The sequence below is a fragment of the Pedobacter sp. PACM 27299 genome, assembly GCF_001412655.1.
Taxonomy (GTDB): Bacteria; Bacteroidota; Bacteroidia; order Sphingobacteriales; family Sphingobacteriaceae; genus Pedobacter.
Window position 1 is genome coordinate 4,505,231 of sequence record NZ_CP012996.1, and the last position, 16,762, is coordinate 4,521,992.

At 47.1% G+C, this 16,762-nt stretch carries 1 protein-coding gene; it reads right to left on the reverse strand.

What is annotated here, in order from left to right; translation table 11 throughout:
- Positions 1 to 11: 11 nt before the first annotated feature.
- A complete protein-coding gene (locus AQ505_RS19045) occupies positions 12 to 16,760 on the reverse strand; it encodes a hypothetical protein (protein WP_062549638.1) in 16,749 nt (5,582 codons plus the stop codon).
- Positions 16,761 to 16,762 lie beyond the last annotated feature (2 nt).

Sequence of the window (16,762 nt, forward strand, 5' to 3'; positions counted from 1 at the left end):
AATGGAGCTGATTACTTTAGACATCTCAGCGGCATGGCCTCTGCTTTATTGTTGTCAATGACCTGCAATATCCCATTCCAATGAAACATTTTACCTGCAAGATTAGTTCCGGTTGTTCCGGTCCAATAATATAGTGAATTCACTCGCCAAACATAATTACCTGCTGGCAGTATAGATCCTGCCATATGGATTTTCAGGGGAGAATTGTAAATATGATCCAATGTTGTCCAGGCCTGTGGCGGAGCAATTACGGTACTCATTTCGGTAGCCGTAGGCAATCTCCAGCCAGAGCCCATCAGCGCGGCGCAGGGGTCATTTGCAGCTGTCCAATCTCCTATTTCATTGATTGCAGTTGTCCAGGCTGTAGCAGGCGTACGGGTAGTACCATCGTGCTTATAACCTTGTTTCCGATTAAACTGCCAGTACCATCCTGATGCAGCCTCTGAATTGTCGGCTACATTTGTTGCCTGGCGGTCCGCACCCAGATTCTGGGTGATCCAGCAGCGTGCAGCCCCACTCAAATTACTGCTCAGTGTACTATATGTTACTGTTTTATCTACTGGAGCGCCATTTACTCCTGCAACATGACTCAGTGTAATTGGCTTACAAATTTTAAAACTGGCCGCATCTGGGCTGTAACCTGTTCCAGTCGCATTGCTCGCATAGGCACGTACATAAATGGCAGATCCTTCTGCAAGACCTGTGATGGTCGCATTAAAGTCACCGGTCGTATTTCCTGTTACCGGCAATACCTGATCGTTCAGGTCCGGTACTGGATTTATAGTACTCCATACCAATCCCTTTGCGGTAATCGCAGATCTGCTGTTAGAAACTACTGTCGCTGAAGCCGCAGCTGAACTTTCCTTTATTCCTACAGCCGGAATAACCACTGAAGTCAGCACAGGGACACTAGCTTCTACCCCATCACGTAAACAACGTATTGAATATCCAAAGGATTTATAAGTTTCGGAAAAAGCACCTTGATTTACCAAACTATTACCGGCAGTAAATTGCAAAGGGATACCATACACAGGGTCGCTTGGATAAGCAAACTGGTTGCTACTCCAATAACGTCCATTAGCTCCTCTGGTGGTTCCTTTAACCCCGGTATTGTAATCCAGGTATCCCGCATTGTGTAATTTTAAGTCAGATTGATAAGCTTCCTGATCTTTCGTCCAATTTTGTGGAGGCGCATCTGCTGCGGTCCATTCTGCGGCAGTCGGCATGCGCCATCCGCCACCAAGTAATAAACGGCAAGGATCATTGGCAGGCAGCCAGTCGCTGTTTAAACTGACTTTTATCTGCCATGGTGCCCAACTGGTTGCTGCAGGAATCCGGTCTGTAGTATTTTGCTCATAGCCTTGTAAACGGTTAAACTGCCAGTACCAGCCTGCGGATTCTGCTGAGGCATCGTTAAAGGCTGTGGCTTGCTGTGTGGCCCCCAGATTCTGGGTAATCCAGCAGCGAGCTGCTCCGGTAATCGTACTACTTACTGTATGGTAAATTACTGTTTTATCGACCGGTGCCCCGTTGAATCCAGCTTTGTGAATCATGGTCACTGGATTACATATTTTGAAAGTACTGGCTTCTTCGCTATACACAATGCCTACACTGCTTTGCGCATAAGCCCTAACATAATAAGTAAACTCTTCAGTTAATCCTTCCATCAAGATGCTATACGTGCCAGAACCGCTACCACTATCTTTGATCTTCTGATCTGCGGTGGTTGGCATTTTATTACTGGTACTCCATACCAAACCACGTTCGGTAACTGCAGCAGTTCCCACCCTGCTCATCGTTGCAGTAAGCGTTGCAGCATTGCTGGTCATTCCTGAAGCAGGAACCAGCACATTGCTCACTGCAGGCAAAGTAGCAGTCGGTTCATCTCTTAGACAGCGTACTGGCATAGCACCTGCTTTATTGTCATCTACGACCTGCAATGACCCATTCCAGAAAAACATCTTAGCCGTAGTCGTCGTCGCACCTCCCGTGCTGGTCCAGTAATACATAGAAGTGCCACGTCCGGTAAAACTACTTCCTGAAGTGACATATCCAGCCATGTGCATTTTCAAGGGGGAATTGTAAATCTCTGAAGTTGCTTTCCATGCCTGTGGAATAGCTACCACTGTATTCATTTCTGTAGCGGTAGGCAATCTCCATCCAGAGCCCAGAAGAGAAACACAGGGATCCTGTTCTGCAGACCAGCCGCCATTTTCATTGATTGCGGTAATCCATGGTGTCCAGGCATTGGAAGGCGTACGGGTTCCTTCCAGTTTATAACCCTGTTTGCGGTTAAACTGGAAGTACCATCCTGAGGCCGCTTCGGTGTTGTCAGACACTGCGGCTGCCTGGCGATCAGCGCCTAGATTCTGGGTGATCCAGCAGCGTGCGGCACCGCTCAAACTACTGCTTACCGTACCATAAGTAACTGTTTTATCTACGGCAGCACCATTCAGTCCGGCCACATGAATCGCGGTAAAGGGGTTACATATTTTGAAACTGGTGGCCTGTGTGCTGTAACCTGTTCCATTTGCATTGCTTGCATAAGCACGTACATATATGGTAGGTCCTTCAGCAAGACCTGTGATGGTCGCATTAAAATCACCTGTGGTATTTCCTGTTACCGGTAATACGTTATCATTCAAATCAGGTTTTGGATTCGTGGTACTCCATACCAATCCTTTTGCGCTGATTGGAGATCCGCCATTAGCAACCAAGGTAGCTGAACCCTCAGCTGAACTTTCTTTCATTCCAGAAACCGGAATGCTCACTGGTGTCAGGACAGGAACACTAGCCTCTACCCCATCACGTAAACAACGTATCGAATACCCAAAGGATTTATAAGTTTCGGCAAAAGCACCTTGATTCACCAAACTATTACCGGCAGTAAACTGTAATGGGATACCATAAACAGGATCGCTTGGGTAAGCAAACTGGTTGCTGCTCCAATAACGTCCGCTGGCTCCTCTGGTGGTTCCTTTAACTCCGGTATTGTAATCCAGATAACCCGCATTGTGTAGTTTTAATTCTGATTGATAAGCTTCCTGATCTTTCGTCCAGTTTTGTGGAGGTGCATCTGCGACAGTCCATTCTGCGGCAGTTGGCATTCGCCATCCGCCGCCAAGTAATAAACGGCAAGGATCATTGGCAGGCAACCAGTCACTATTTGAACTGACTTTTATCTGCCATGGTGCATAGCTTGGTGCTACAGGAATGCGTTCTGTGGTATTCTGCTCATAACCTTGTACCTGGTTAAACTGCCAGTACCAGCCTGCGGATTCTGGCGTGGCATCGTTAAAAGCAGTTCCCTGCTGCGTAGCGCCAAGATTCTGGGTAATCCAGCAGCGTGCAGCGCCGGAAACCGTACTGCTTACCGTTGTATAAGTCACCGTTTTATCAACTGGTGCCCCGTTAAATCCAGCTCTATGGATCACAGTGACCGGGTTACAGATTTTGAAGGCACTTGCTTCCTCACTGTATACCATGCCTACACTGCTTTGCGCATAGGCTCTTACGTAATAAGTAAACTCTTCTGAAAGTCCGTTCATCACCAGATTAAAATCACCGGTACCATTACCGATATCCTTGATCTTCTGATCTACGGCAGTCGGCATTTTATTGCTGGTACTCCATACCAAACCACGTTCCGTTACCGCAGCCGTCCCCGCCTTGCTTACTGTTGCTGTAGCAGCTGCGGAATTATTGATCATTCCTAAAGCAGGAAATAATACATTACTTACTGCAGGTAAAGTAGCCGTGATTTCATCCCTCAGACAACGTACAGTCATTGCACCTGCTTTATTGTCGTCTACGACCTGCAGTGATCCATTCCAGAAAAACATCTTAGCCGTAGTCGTAGTCGTACCTGCGGTGCTGGTCCAGTAATACATTGAGGTGCCGCGTCCGGTAAAACTACCTCCTGAAGTAACATATCCGCTCAAGTGCATTTTCAGGGGAGAATTGTAGATCTCCGAAGTTGCTCTCCATGCCTGTGGAATAGCAATCACCGTACTCATTTCCGTAGCGGTGGGCAATCTCCATCCAGAGCCCAGCAGGGAAATACAAGGGTCCTGCTCAGCAGACCAGCCGCCATTTTCATTGATTGCGGTAATCCATGGTGTCCAGGCATTGGAAGGTATACGGTTTGCCCCTTCCAGTTGATAACCTTGTTTGCGGTTAAATTGGAAGTACCATCCTGATGCTGCTTCTGTATTATCAGACACCGTGCTCGCCTGGCGATCAGCACCCAGATTCTGGGTAATCCAGCAGCGTGGGGCACCGCTCAAACTACTACTTACCGTACCATAAGTAACTTTTTTATCTACGGCAGCACCATTCAGTCCGGCCACATGAATCGCGGTAAAGGGGTTACATATTTTAAAACTGGTGGCCTGTGCGCTATAACCTGTTCCATTTGCATTGCTGGCATAAGCACGTACATAAATGGTAGGTCCTTCTGTAAGACTGGTGATGGTCATGCTGAAGTCACCTGTTGCATTTCCTGTTACCGGTAATACATTATCGTTTAAACCCGGAGTTGGATTGATGGTACTCCATACCAATCCTTTTGAGCTGATCGGAGATCCGCCATCAGCAACCAGGGTAGCTGAACCCTCAGCTGAACTTTCTTTCATTCCAGAAACTGGAACACTTACTTGCGTCAGTATAGGAAGACTAGCTTCTACGGCATCACGTAAACAACGTATCGAATATCCAAAGGATTTATATGTTTCGGAAAAAGAACCTTGATTCACCAAACTGTTACCGGCAGTAAACTGCAAAGGGATACCATAAATAGGATCGCTTGGATAAGCAAACTGGTTGCTGCTCCAATAACGTCCACTAGCCCCTCTGGTAACCCCCTTAACTCCCGTATTGTAATCCAGATAACCCCCATTGTGTAATTTTAAGTCTGATTGATAGGCATCCTGATCTTTCGTCCAGTTTTGAGGCGGTGCATCTGCGGCGATCCATTCTGCGGCAGTTGGCATGCGCCATCCGCCACCCAGTAATAAACGACAAGGATCATTGGCAGGCATCCAGTCGCTATTTGAACTGATTTTTATTTGCCATGGTGCATAGCTTAGTGCTGCAGGAATACGATCTGTGGTATGCTGTTCATAACCTTGTATCTGGTTAAACTGCCAATACCAGCCTGCGGATTCTGGCGTGGCATCGTTAAAAGCAGTTGCCTGCTGGGCGGCGCCCAGGTTCTGGGTAATCCAGCAGCGTGCTGCACCGGAAACCGTACTGCTGACCGTTTTATAAGTCACGGTTTTATCAACCGGCGCGCCGTTAAATCCAGCTCTATGGATCACGGTTACTGGATTACAGATTTTGAAGGTACTGGCTTCAGCGCTATATACGATGCCTACACTGCTTTGTGCATAAGCTCTGACATAATAAGTAAACTCTTCAGTAAGCCCATTCATCAATAGATTAAAATCACCGGTACCATTACCGCTGTCCTTGATTTTCTGATCTGCAGTAGTCGGCATTTTATTGTTTGTACTCCAGACCAAGCCGCGTTCAGTTACCGCAGCAGTTCCTGCCATGCTCACTGTTGCCTTCGGTGCAGCAGCGTTACTGGTTATCCCTGAAGCAGGAACCAGCACATTACTTACCGCAGGTAAGGCAGCAGTGATTTCATCTCTTAGGCAGCGTACTGGCATTGCCTCTGCTTTGTTGTTATCTCCAATCTGCAGTGCTCCATTCCAGTAAAGAAATTTACCCGTAGTGGTGTTGGCACCTAAGGTACTTGTCCAGTAGGTTAATGTGCTGCCACGTCCGGCAAAACTACCTCCTGCAGTAACAGATCCTGACATGTGGATTTTCAGGACTCCATTATAAATATCTGCCTGCGTTTTCCATGATTGCGGCGCAGCAATCACCGCAGTCATTTCCCCAGCGGTAGGCAGTCTCCAGCCAGAGCCGAGCAGGGAAACACAAGGATCCTGTTCAGCAGACCATCCACCATTTTCATTGATTGCGGTAGTCCATGGCGTCCAGGCATTGGAAGGTATACGGTTAGCCCCTTCCTGTTTATAACCCTGTTTACGGTTAAACTGGAAATACCACCCTGAGGCCGCTTCTGCATTGTCAGATGGGCTGCTGGCTTGGCGATCAGCTCCAAGATTCTGGCTGATCCAGCAGCGCGGGGCACCACTAACACTGCTGCTTACCGTACCATAAGTGACTGTTTTATCCACGGCAGCACCATTTAGTCCGGCCACATGAATCGCGGTAACTGGATTACATATTTTAAAACTGGTGGCTTCCGGACTATAGCCCGTGCCATTTGAATTGGTCGCATAAGCACGCACATAAATGGTAGGCCCTTCAGCTAGACCCGTTAAATTTCCGGCCATATTCTCCAGATTTGCGTTTACCGCCAGCCTCTGATCTGTCAAATCGGGTTTCGTATTCGTGGTACTCCATACAAAACCAGTTGCCGTTACGGCCAGGCCTCCAGTTGAAGTTAAGAAAGCAGTCGCTTCTGCTGATGCCTCTTTCATTCCAGATACAGGAAGCGTAACCATACTTAATTTAGGTTTCGTCAATGCAATCGTATCTCTGATACAGCGAACAGAGAAGGCGTAATTTTTATTCAGGTTCATGACCTGCGGCGTTCCGCCTGTCACCATTAATCGGCCCATATCATTGGCCGACATATTACTGCTCCAGAAATACCCGTTTGTTCCTTGATACTGCATGGCTGCTCCAACCGTATATCCTGAACTGATCAGTTTCAACGGAGAGTTATAAGTATCGGTTACCGTATTCCAGTTTTGAGGCGGCCCATCTGCATTGCTCCACTCTGTTGCGGTTGGCAAACGCCATCCTCCACCCAGTAACAGATCGCAAGGGTCGTTCTCCGGCAGCCAATCACTATTTTCATTTATGGTTGAATTCCATGGTTTAATGTTATTATCTGGTGTTCTGACTGTGCCTTCTATTTTATACCCCTGACTACGGTTGAACTGCCATAACCAACCTGTTGCAGGTTCTGAGTAATCAGAAATCGTAGTCGGTTGACGATCTGCACCCAGATTTTGTGTGGTCCAGCAGCGTGCTGCGCCAGACATCGAAGAACTCACCGTGCCATAGGTCACCGTTTTAGAAACCGGTGCGCCATTTAAACCTGCAATATGACTGATCGTCATCGGATTACAGATTTTAAAGCTCGTGGTTTCTCTGCTATAACCGGTACCATTTAAATTAGTGGCATAGGCACGTACATAAATCGTAGGTCCTTCCGCAAGGCCGGCCAAGGCAGCAGTAAAGGTTTGCAGGCTTGATCCAGCCACCTTATTGTCTTTCAATTCAGGTACTGTATTTTTAGTGCTCCATACAAAACCACGTTCCAGAACTGGTAAACCTGCATCCGAAATCATAGTCGCGGTAGCCTCTGCTGAACTTACTTTCATTCCTGATACCGGAACGCTGACCAAGCCAACTCTTGGTCTCGCCAGTAAGATTGAATCTCTTAAACAGCGTACAGAGAATGCATAAGATTTAGCCAGGTCCATTACCGAAGCTGTTGAACTGCTGATCATCGCTTTTCCCACACTACTAGACACTGCAGTGCTGCTCCAGAAATAACCAAAACGGCCCTGAAACTGTACACTTGATCCATCGCTGTAACCTGTGGTATTCAGTTTCAAAACGGAGTTATACGTATCTTCAATGGTATTCCAATTTTGAGGCGGTCCATCTGCATTGGTCCATTCTGTTGCGGTTGGCAAACGCCATCCTCCACCTAATAAAACATCACAAGGATCATTTTCCGGTAACCAGTCGCCTTTTTCATCAATCACTGCAATCCATGGTGCTACCACGTTATTTGGTGTTCTGGCACTTCCATCCTGTTTGAATCCCTGACTCCGGTTAAACTGCCAAAACCAGCCTGTAGAAGGTTCCGTATAATCTGTAACGCTGGTGATCTGACGATCCGCACCAAGATTCTGTGCGATCCAGCATTGTGCAGTACCTGTAATATCTGTACTCACCGTCGTATAATTTACGGTTTTAGTGACCGGAGCACCATTTGAACCTGCGGTATGGGTCATGGCAAAAGGCTTACAGAATTTAAACCTGTTCACCTCATCGCTATAGCTGATGCCCACACTAGTGATGACATAAGCACGTGCATAATAGGTTGGATTTTCCAGCAGCTGATCTAAAATACCAGTCAGGTTAGGGCTCAGGCCCGATCCTGTTATGATCTTTTGATCTGCGATGGTTGGTGTTTTTGAGCTACTACTCCAGACTAAACCTTGCTCGATTACCTCTGCACCACCATAACTCAATACCTGTGCAGATAAATGAACTGCTGATACTGTAGTTTTATCAATTTTCACTTTAGTGACAGAGGGTAAGGTCAAAGCCGTTTTTAAACTGTCTAACGGACCGTAACCAGTACCGATCGTGTTTGTCGCATAAGCCTTGAAATAGTACACTGTACCAGGTAACAATCCAGTCAGCTTGCTCATAAATACGCCTGTCCCTGCACCATCCAAAGTTTTGGTGGTTAAGGCAACAGTTGGGTTATTTGTAGTACTCCAAACCAGTCCGCGAGCGGTGGCTTTAATACCTCCTTCATTGGTCACTTCACCCCCAGCAGTTGCCGTAGCCGCTGTGATTTCTGTGGCCCTGCTGGTTTTCAGTGAAGGCACATTAATGGTAGTTAAGCTGTCCAGATTACCATAAGCAGTTCCCATATCATTGGTTGCATAGGCACGGATATAATATTTTGTTCCTTTGGTTAATCCAGTGATGGACACGTTGAAGCCCAGCATCCCAGATCCACCAGAGACTTTTGTTTCCAGTGCAATGGTTGGGTTTTTCTCTGTACTCCAGACTACCCCTCTGCCAGTCACGGTAAGATTTCCTGCATAGGTTACCGTACCGCCGGTTGCAGCGGTAGTTTCTGTGATTCCAGATGCTGCAGTGGTGGTAACTAATGGCAGTGCTGGGGTATTTAATACCGTTGGCGCTGCGCTCCATGCGGTACCTATTGCATTGGTGACATAGGCCCAGAAATTATATTTCACACCTGAACTCAGGCTTTTGATGGTTCCGCTAAAAGTTCCTTCAGTTCCTACTGAAAGGAGGCTGTCTGGATGTAATGGCAATACTGGTGCTTTCGCGGAAGTGCTCCAATAAAAACCGCGGTCGGTGATGCCACCACCACCGGTATTGGTGATCGTTGCAGCTGCATCTACACCCGTTAACTGTGCCTTTGCTAAGGTCACGACTGATACTACTGGCATTTCGGCCAGTGTCGTAAAGCTGTATTCTTCACCATAAGCCAGCCCTTGCGCATTGTTTGCAAAGGCCCTGTAGTAGTATTTTGTAGCTAAAGCAAGGCCTCTTATTTCACCAGTAAACATTCCTGCAGCAGTTCCAACCACCAGTCTTGAACTGTTTTCATAAGTAGGATTCGGACTGGTACTCCAGCAAATTCCATTATTACTTAAAGGCAAACCTCCTTTGTCCAATACATCACCACCACCAATTGCCGAGGTACTTTTGATCGAAGTCATCAATGTGGTGGTTACAATAGGAATATCCACGGTATTTAAACTGTCCAAATTACCGTATCCGGTTCCTATGGCATTGGTTGCATAAGCTCGAACATAATATAAAGTTCTTTTCTCCAGACCAGTTAATACACTCGCGAAGGCAGCAACTCCTGTACCGTCTGATGTTTTGGTAGGTAAATCTGTGGTTAGCTCTTTTGTTGTACTCCATATCGTTCCTCTGGCTGTTACCGGCGAACCGCCATCCATAAATGCAGCGGCACCAGAACTTGCACCGGTTTTAAGGATATTATAAGGCTTGGTCGTGCTTAAAACAGGCACCGTTTTCGTGGTCGTGATGGTTGGCGCAGTACTCAAACCAGTACCCATGCTATTGCTGGCATAAGCCCAGATATAGTATTTTCCTCCGCTGATTAATCCGTTCAACGTTCCTGCAAAAACGCCGTTCGTACCTGCAGAAACTAAGCTGTCCAGCTGGAAAGGAAGCACCGGTATTTTCGATACTTTGCTGTAATAGAAACCACGATCCGTGATTTCATCACCGCCATTATTGGTTACTATTCCGCTCAGGTCTATACTATTGCCCAATACATTAGACACAATGGCCAGGCCTACAGCTGGCGGAATAGCCAGGGTAAAGAAGCTCAGTTCTTCGCCATAGGCGGTACCTTTAATATTGGTTCCAAAGGCGCGCAGATAGTATTTCGTACCTGGCAGTAATCCGGTCACAGGAATAGAGAAATCTCCTGTACCCCCAGTGGTATGGTTCAATCTTGTAGTTAAAGCAGTGGTTGGGTTCGGGCTGGTACTCCAGCAAATGCCGCGCTGGGTTACTGGCATTCCACCATCGTCTATCACATTTCCTCCGGTAATTACCTTGATACTTTCGATTGCTGTCGGGCTGTTCGTTTGCAGGGTTGGCAGCATCACCGGCTTAGTGACAAATGAAATCTGGCTGCCATAAGTGGTACCTACTGCATTGGTTGCATAAGCACGAACATAGTAAGTCGTCTCCCCAGACAATCCGGTCAGGAAGGCTTCAAATTTGCCGATTCCTGTAGTTGTTTTATCAATTGTTTTGGAGCTCTTTTCCAGCGTTGGTTCACCGGTTGTGTTCCAGGTTACGCCTCTAACCATAATCGGCGACCTACCATCATCGGTAATGTCTCCACCACTGGTAGCAGTAGTTGCAATCACATTTGTAACAGCAGTAGTCACCGTCAAAGTAGGGAGTGCATCGGTCAGGAAGGTTCTTTCGACACCGTAAGCAGTTCCTATTTTATTTTGGGCATAGGCACGGACATAGTACAAAGTATTCGGAACTAAACCGGTCATGACCGCCGCATACGTATCCTGACCAGGGCCATTTGCAGTTTTACTGTCGTTAATGGTTGGGTTGCTTCTGATGCTCCATACCAGACCTTTCTGGGTCACATCGGCACCGCCATCACTGGTAATCACCCCACCACTGCTGGCGGAATAGCCACCTAGTTCCGTCACCGCTGTGGTGCTTAAAATCGGAGCTGTTGGGAATAATGTGACGGTAACCTGGTTGCCATAAGCAGTACCGATGCGGTTCTTAGCATAAGCACGAACAAAGTAAGCGGTACTTAATTTCAGGCCAGTCATTTCGCTGCTGAACGTGCCCATTCCTACACCGTCGGCTGTTTTGTTCATCAGCTCTGCATCCGGGTTAAAACTGCGGTCGGTACTCCAGACTACCCCTCGTTCCGTTACCGGAGCTCCGCCATCTTTAGTGATCATACCACCTGTAGTAGCTGTTGATTTAGAAGAAGCCGTTGCGTAATTGGTACTTAATGCTGGCAATATTGCAGGAGTGGTAAAAGTGACTTCATTGCCATAAGCGGTACCCTGACTATTGACTGCGTAAGCACGAACATAATATAAAGTGATCGGCTCTAAACCGGTCAGGTTACTTCTGAAAGTATTTCCTGTACCGCTGTCATTGCTGGTTTGATTTGGCGTTCCTACCATAGGATTTGGTGTGGTACTCCACACTAACCCTTGGTTGTTTACTGTTGCTGCCCCATCAGAAATGATGGTACCCCCACCGATAGCGGTGATCCCTGCAGAAGAAACAGTGACTTCCGAAGTGGTCAATGTAGGTACGATCAATGTAGTAAAGCTCAGTTCATTTCCATAGGCTGTACCTACGCTATTAATGGCATAAGCACGCATATAATAGGTAGTTCCAGCTTTTAAGCCTGGAATTGTGCTCAGGAAGCCTCCTTTTCCGAGCCCCGCCTGCACTGTTTTAGACTGAATCACGGTGTCCGGTCTGAAACCAGACTGAGTACTCCATACCATTCCTCTGGTAGTTGGTGCTGCGCCGCCATCATCAAAAATATCTCCTCCGGAAGTCGCTGCTGATCCGGTGATCGCAACTGCAGCTCTAGTGGTCAGCTGGGCCAATACCGGTGGATCTGTGGTAAAGTTCAGCAGGTTGGCATAGGTTGTTCCGGCAACATTTGTCGCATAAGCCTGTACGTAATAAGTAGTATTTGCTTTTAGGTTTTTAAGTGGACTTTCAAAGGCACCGCCCCCACTCTCATTGCTGGTTCTGTTCATCGTGATCGTATCCGGATTAAATACCGGTACCGGGCTGTACACCACCCCGCGAGCATATACATTAGATCCTCCTTCATCGGTTATATTACCTCCTGAGCTGGCAGTAGTACTGCCAGTTGCTTTTGAAAAAGCAGTAGTCAATACCGGCAATTGAGGGGTCATAAAGTTGACCACATCGCCATAGGTAATTCCTGCGCTATTGGTCACATAGGCACGCACATGATAAAGCGTATGCTGTTTTAATCCGGATATTTTTGTGGTAAAACTGCCGGTAAAATAGCCGGTTTCTGAAGTTTTATTTACGGTAACAGTATCCGGATTAAAGTTAAGATCTGTACTCCAAAGTACTCCTCTAGTGGTCACTAATGCACCGCCATTGGTTAAAATTGTACCACCGGCATTGGCCGTAGTAGTGGAAGCGGCAACAGCCGGATTGGTTTTCAGCGTGGCAAGGATTGGCGGCAAAGTGGTAAAGCTTTTTTCTTCAGCATAAGCGATGCCTACGGTATTCATCGCATACGCCCGCACATAATAAGTCGTATTTCCAAGGAGACCGCCTATTGGAGAAACAAAGTTCCCCATTCCTGCCCCATTTCCTAATTGCTGATCACTGATAGTAGGCAATTGATGTATACTCCAGCATACACCGCTCGAAGTAACCGGGGTACCTCCATTACTGGTAATCGTTCCGCCGGAAATGGCAGTCATGCTGCTGATCGTATTTGCCGCAATATCGCTTGTACTCAATTTCGGGAAACCGAAAGTGGTAAATTCTATTTCATTAGCGGCATAAGCGGTACCGGCACTATTGGTGACAAAAGCACGCACATAATATACAGTACCGGGTAATAAGTCGTTCATGGTCATACCGAAATTACCAGCTCCGAATGAGTTCCGTATTTTGGTGTTTGAATCTGCCGGATCGAAACCTTTCTGCGTACTCCAAACTAAACCGCGATCACTGATGACAGCTCCGCCGTTGCTGGAAATGGTACCTCCGCTATTTGCAGTTATTCCTTGCGGGCCACTAATCGCCGTCGTAGTACTGATGGTCGCCAGTACTGGTGGCGCAGTTACAAATTGCTGTACATTACCATAAGCGGGACCTGCACTATTGATGGCATAAGCACGTACATAGTAAGTTGTGCTTCCGATCAGCTCATTGATGCCCTGAACAAAATTACCAATTCCTGTCCCACCTGCGGTATGTGCATCATCGGTAGTTGGCAAACCTGCGGTACTCCAGCAAAGTCCACTTTGTAATACTGGTGTTCCGCCATCTGCAATAATATTACCTCCGCTACTTGCCGTATTTGCAGTAATGGAGTTCACTGGTAAAGTAGTCAAGGTCGCGATCGTTGCGGTGGTAAAAGTCAGTTCATTTCCATAAACCACACCAACTTCATTGATGGCATAAGCTCGTACATAGTACTTCGTTAATGGCAGTAAATCTTTCATTTCGGCAGAGAAAATTCCTTTCCCTGTGCCGCTCGCTTTATTGCCGTCTGTGATTTCCGGATCAGCTGTGGTGCTCCAGCAAATCCCTCTCGAGGATACAAAACTACCCCCATCATTGATAATTTCTGCTCTTGCAGAGGCGGTTATCCCACCTATATTTTCAATATTCAGCGTCGTGATTGCTGGTAATACAGCCGGGGCAGTCATGAATGTTTCTTCGTTTCCGTAAACCGTAGCGACGCCATTTCCTGCATAAGCACGTGCATAATATCTGGTACTGCCGGTTAGCCCGGTCAGGTAACTGCTAAACTGTGCTCCGGTTTCGCCATTGCTGACTACCGTTCCCCAGGTGCTTGGATTTGGGCTGGTGCCATAAGCGACGCCGCGGAAGGAAATCCCTGAGCCTCCAGGGTTTAAAATCTGTCCACCAGTACTGGCCGTAAAACTGCTGATTTGTGTCACCGGCAAGGTGCTGATACTGATGTACAATGGAGTGATGAAACTCATTTCCCTGGTATACACTGTACCTGCACTATTGGTCGCATAACCTTTTGCATAGTACACGGTACCCGGCAATAGCCCTTCCAGCTGCACATTAAATCCACCCACATCCCCAGGTTCTATTGCTTCCTGCTGCAGGTAAGTGAGTTTATCAGTGCTATAAGCGACTCCTTTGGATAAGATTTTTCCACCGCCGTTGTTTTGTATATATACCTGACCATGTGCCTGGGTATCTTTAATATTGTTGATGATTAGATTTTGAGCAGCAAGCGTAGGCAGCTGAGAAGCTGGTGTCACAAAAGTGAGCAGGTCTCCATACGCTTTTCCAAACTTATTTTCTGCATAAGCGCGGATATAATACGTCGTATTTCCGTACAAGTTGCTCAGGAAACTCTGATAAGTTCCAGCACCAGGGCCATCCTTGGTCTGGCCAGCTTCCCGGTCATCCCCAGGATCACCGGTTCTACTCCAATATACCCCTTTAGCAATAATGTCTGCATCGCCATTGCTGGTAATGATTCCACCGCCGGTAGCGGTCATATTGGTAATCGCTATTACCGGCTGTGTACTGACTTCCGGAATCCCTGGAATCAGGCTAAAAGTTTTATCGGCACCATAAGAAGTACCCACCACATTGGTGGCGTAAGCCCTCACATGATACACGGCATTTGGTTCCAGGCCGGTCATGGTGCTACTGAATACGCCAAGACCACTGCCGTTGCTGCTGCTGGAACTGTTGCTCAGTGATGGGCTCTCTAATAAATTCCAGACTACACCACGGGCAAGAATTGGCGCATCCCCGTCACTCAGCACTTCTCCACCACCTCTGGCTGTGTTGTTGAAGAAAGATCCCGCAGCAAGTGTACTTACTGTCGGATAATCCGGTGTGCGGAATACTTCTTCATTACCATAAGCCACACCCACTGCATTGATCGCGTAAGCACGTACATAATAAGTGGTAGCAGGCACTAAATTCTTGATTAGACTGTTGTAAGCCCCGCTGCCATCACCAGAAAAAGACTGCTCTGTTTTAGTGGGCAGCTCAATAGTTGGCGTAGGACTGCTGCTCCAGCAAATGCCCCTCACAGTAATTTGAACCCCACCATTATGGCTGATCTGACCTCCACTGTAAGCCGAGATTCCGGTTAAGTTGTTTGGCTTAATGGTGGTGATCAGCGCCAGTGAATTGGTGATGAAACTGGTTTCACTTGTATAAGCGGTTCCTGCAATATTGGTCGCATATCCTTTGGCAAAATAAGTAGTTCCGGGAGCCAGATTGGTTAGATTCCCAATGTACACGCCAATATCTGTTGGGTGAATGGTTTCTGAAGTTCCATGAATCCAGGTGATGCGATCGGTACTCCAGGTAAAACCTCTGTCGGAAACTACTGCTCCTCCATTGTTTAATATATTGACTTCGCCTTTGGCGGATTTATCGGTAATGTGGGTCAGGGTGACCGTTGCCGAACTCAATGCTGGAGGCACTGGCGGCGGCGTGGTAAAGCTCAGTAAATTACCGTAGGCGATGCCCATCGTATTTACCGCATAAGCCCTTACATAATAGGTGGTATTTCCTAATAAGCCCACTAATGAACTTGGGAAAACGCCTACTCCTGAACCATCGTTGGTCAGTATGGCATCTTTATCTGCTAATGGATCCCCTTTGATGCTCCAACGGATACCGCGGGCAGAAACCGGGCTGCCACCATCATCAGTAATGTCGCCGCCACTGATCGCATCAATACTGCTGATGCTGTTTAAATCTAAAGTAATAATAGTGGCCAGGTCGAAAAGCGTGGTAAATGTTTTGTCTTCCCCATACACGGTTCCCTGGCTATTGGTGGCATAAGCACGCAAATGATAAGTGGTATTTTGAAGCAAACCGCTCAATGTATTGCTGAATGAACCTAATCCAGCACCGGTAACATGATTTACTGTTTTTGTGTTTAAAGAAATGTCCGGGTTAGGGCTGATGCTCCAGCAAAAACCTCTTGCCGTCACATCAGATCCTGCATTGCTGATCACTTCGCCATGCGCCAATACGGTGGTTCCTTTAATATCGGTCACATCCAGGGTCAACACTTCGGCCATACATCTGATGTCCTGCCAAAGTATACCATCAAAATAACGCAGTGTTCTGGAACTTGCATTGAGGTAAAATGCACCGGTTTGTACGGAAAGGATGGCTGGATCTGTAGATAACACCGGGAGTTTAAAGGTCTGTGCTGCTGTTCCTGCTGCAAAACCTGTGCTTGGTGTGAATAGGCTTCTGCTCAGGTCTTGAATTTTCACCCATGCTGCTCCGTCATAAATCATGGCCGATTTCTGGATGGAGGAGAAGTAGATCGTGCCTGCTGTGATACTTTTCACTGGATCTTTAGCCAATACTGGCAAATAAGAAATCCCGGCTTTGACCATAAAATAATCCTCCGGACTCACCATTTGCATGGTATTCGTACACAGGGTTTCCCAGCTGCTGCCGTTATAGATTAAAGGTTTCGCCAGTACATTACTATAAATCAGCATTCCTGTTTTAGGACTGCTGATGCTTTGCGGGTCTACCACCGCCAAATGCGGGATACCGTTCAGTACGCTAAAAGAATGCTGTGCAACAGCAGTATTCCCTAGAAAGAGTAAAAATAGAAATACAGCGTACAGAATTCTTTTCAATG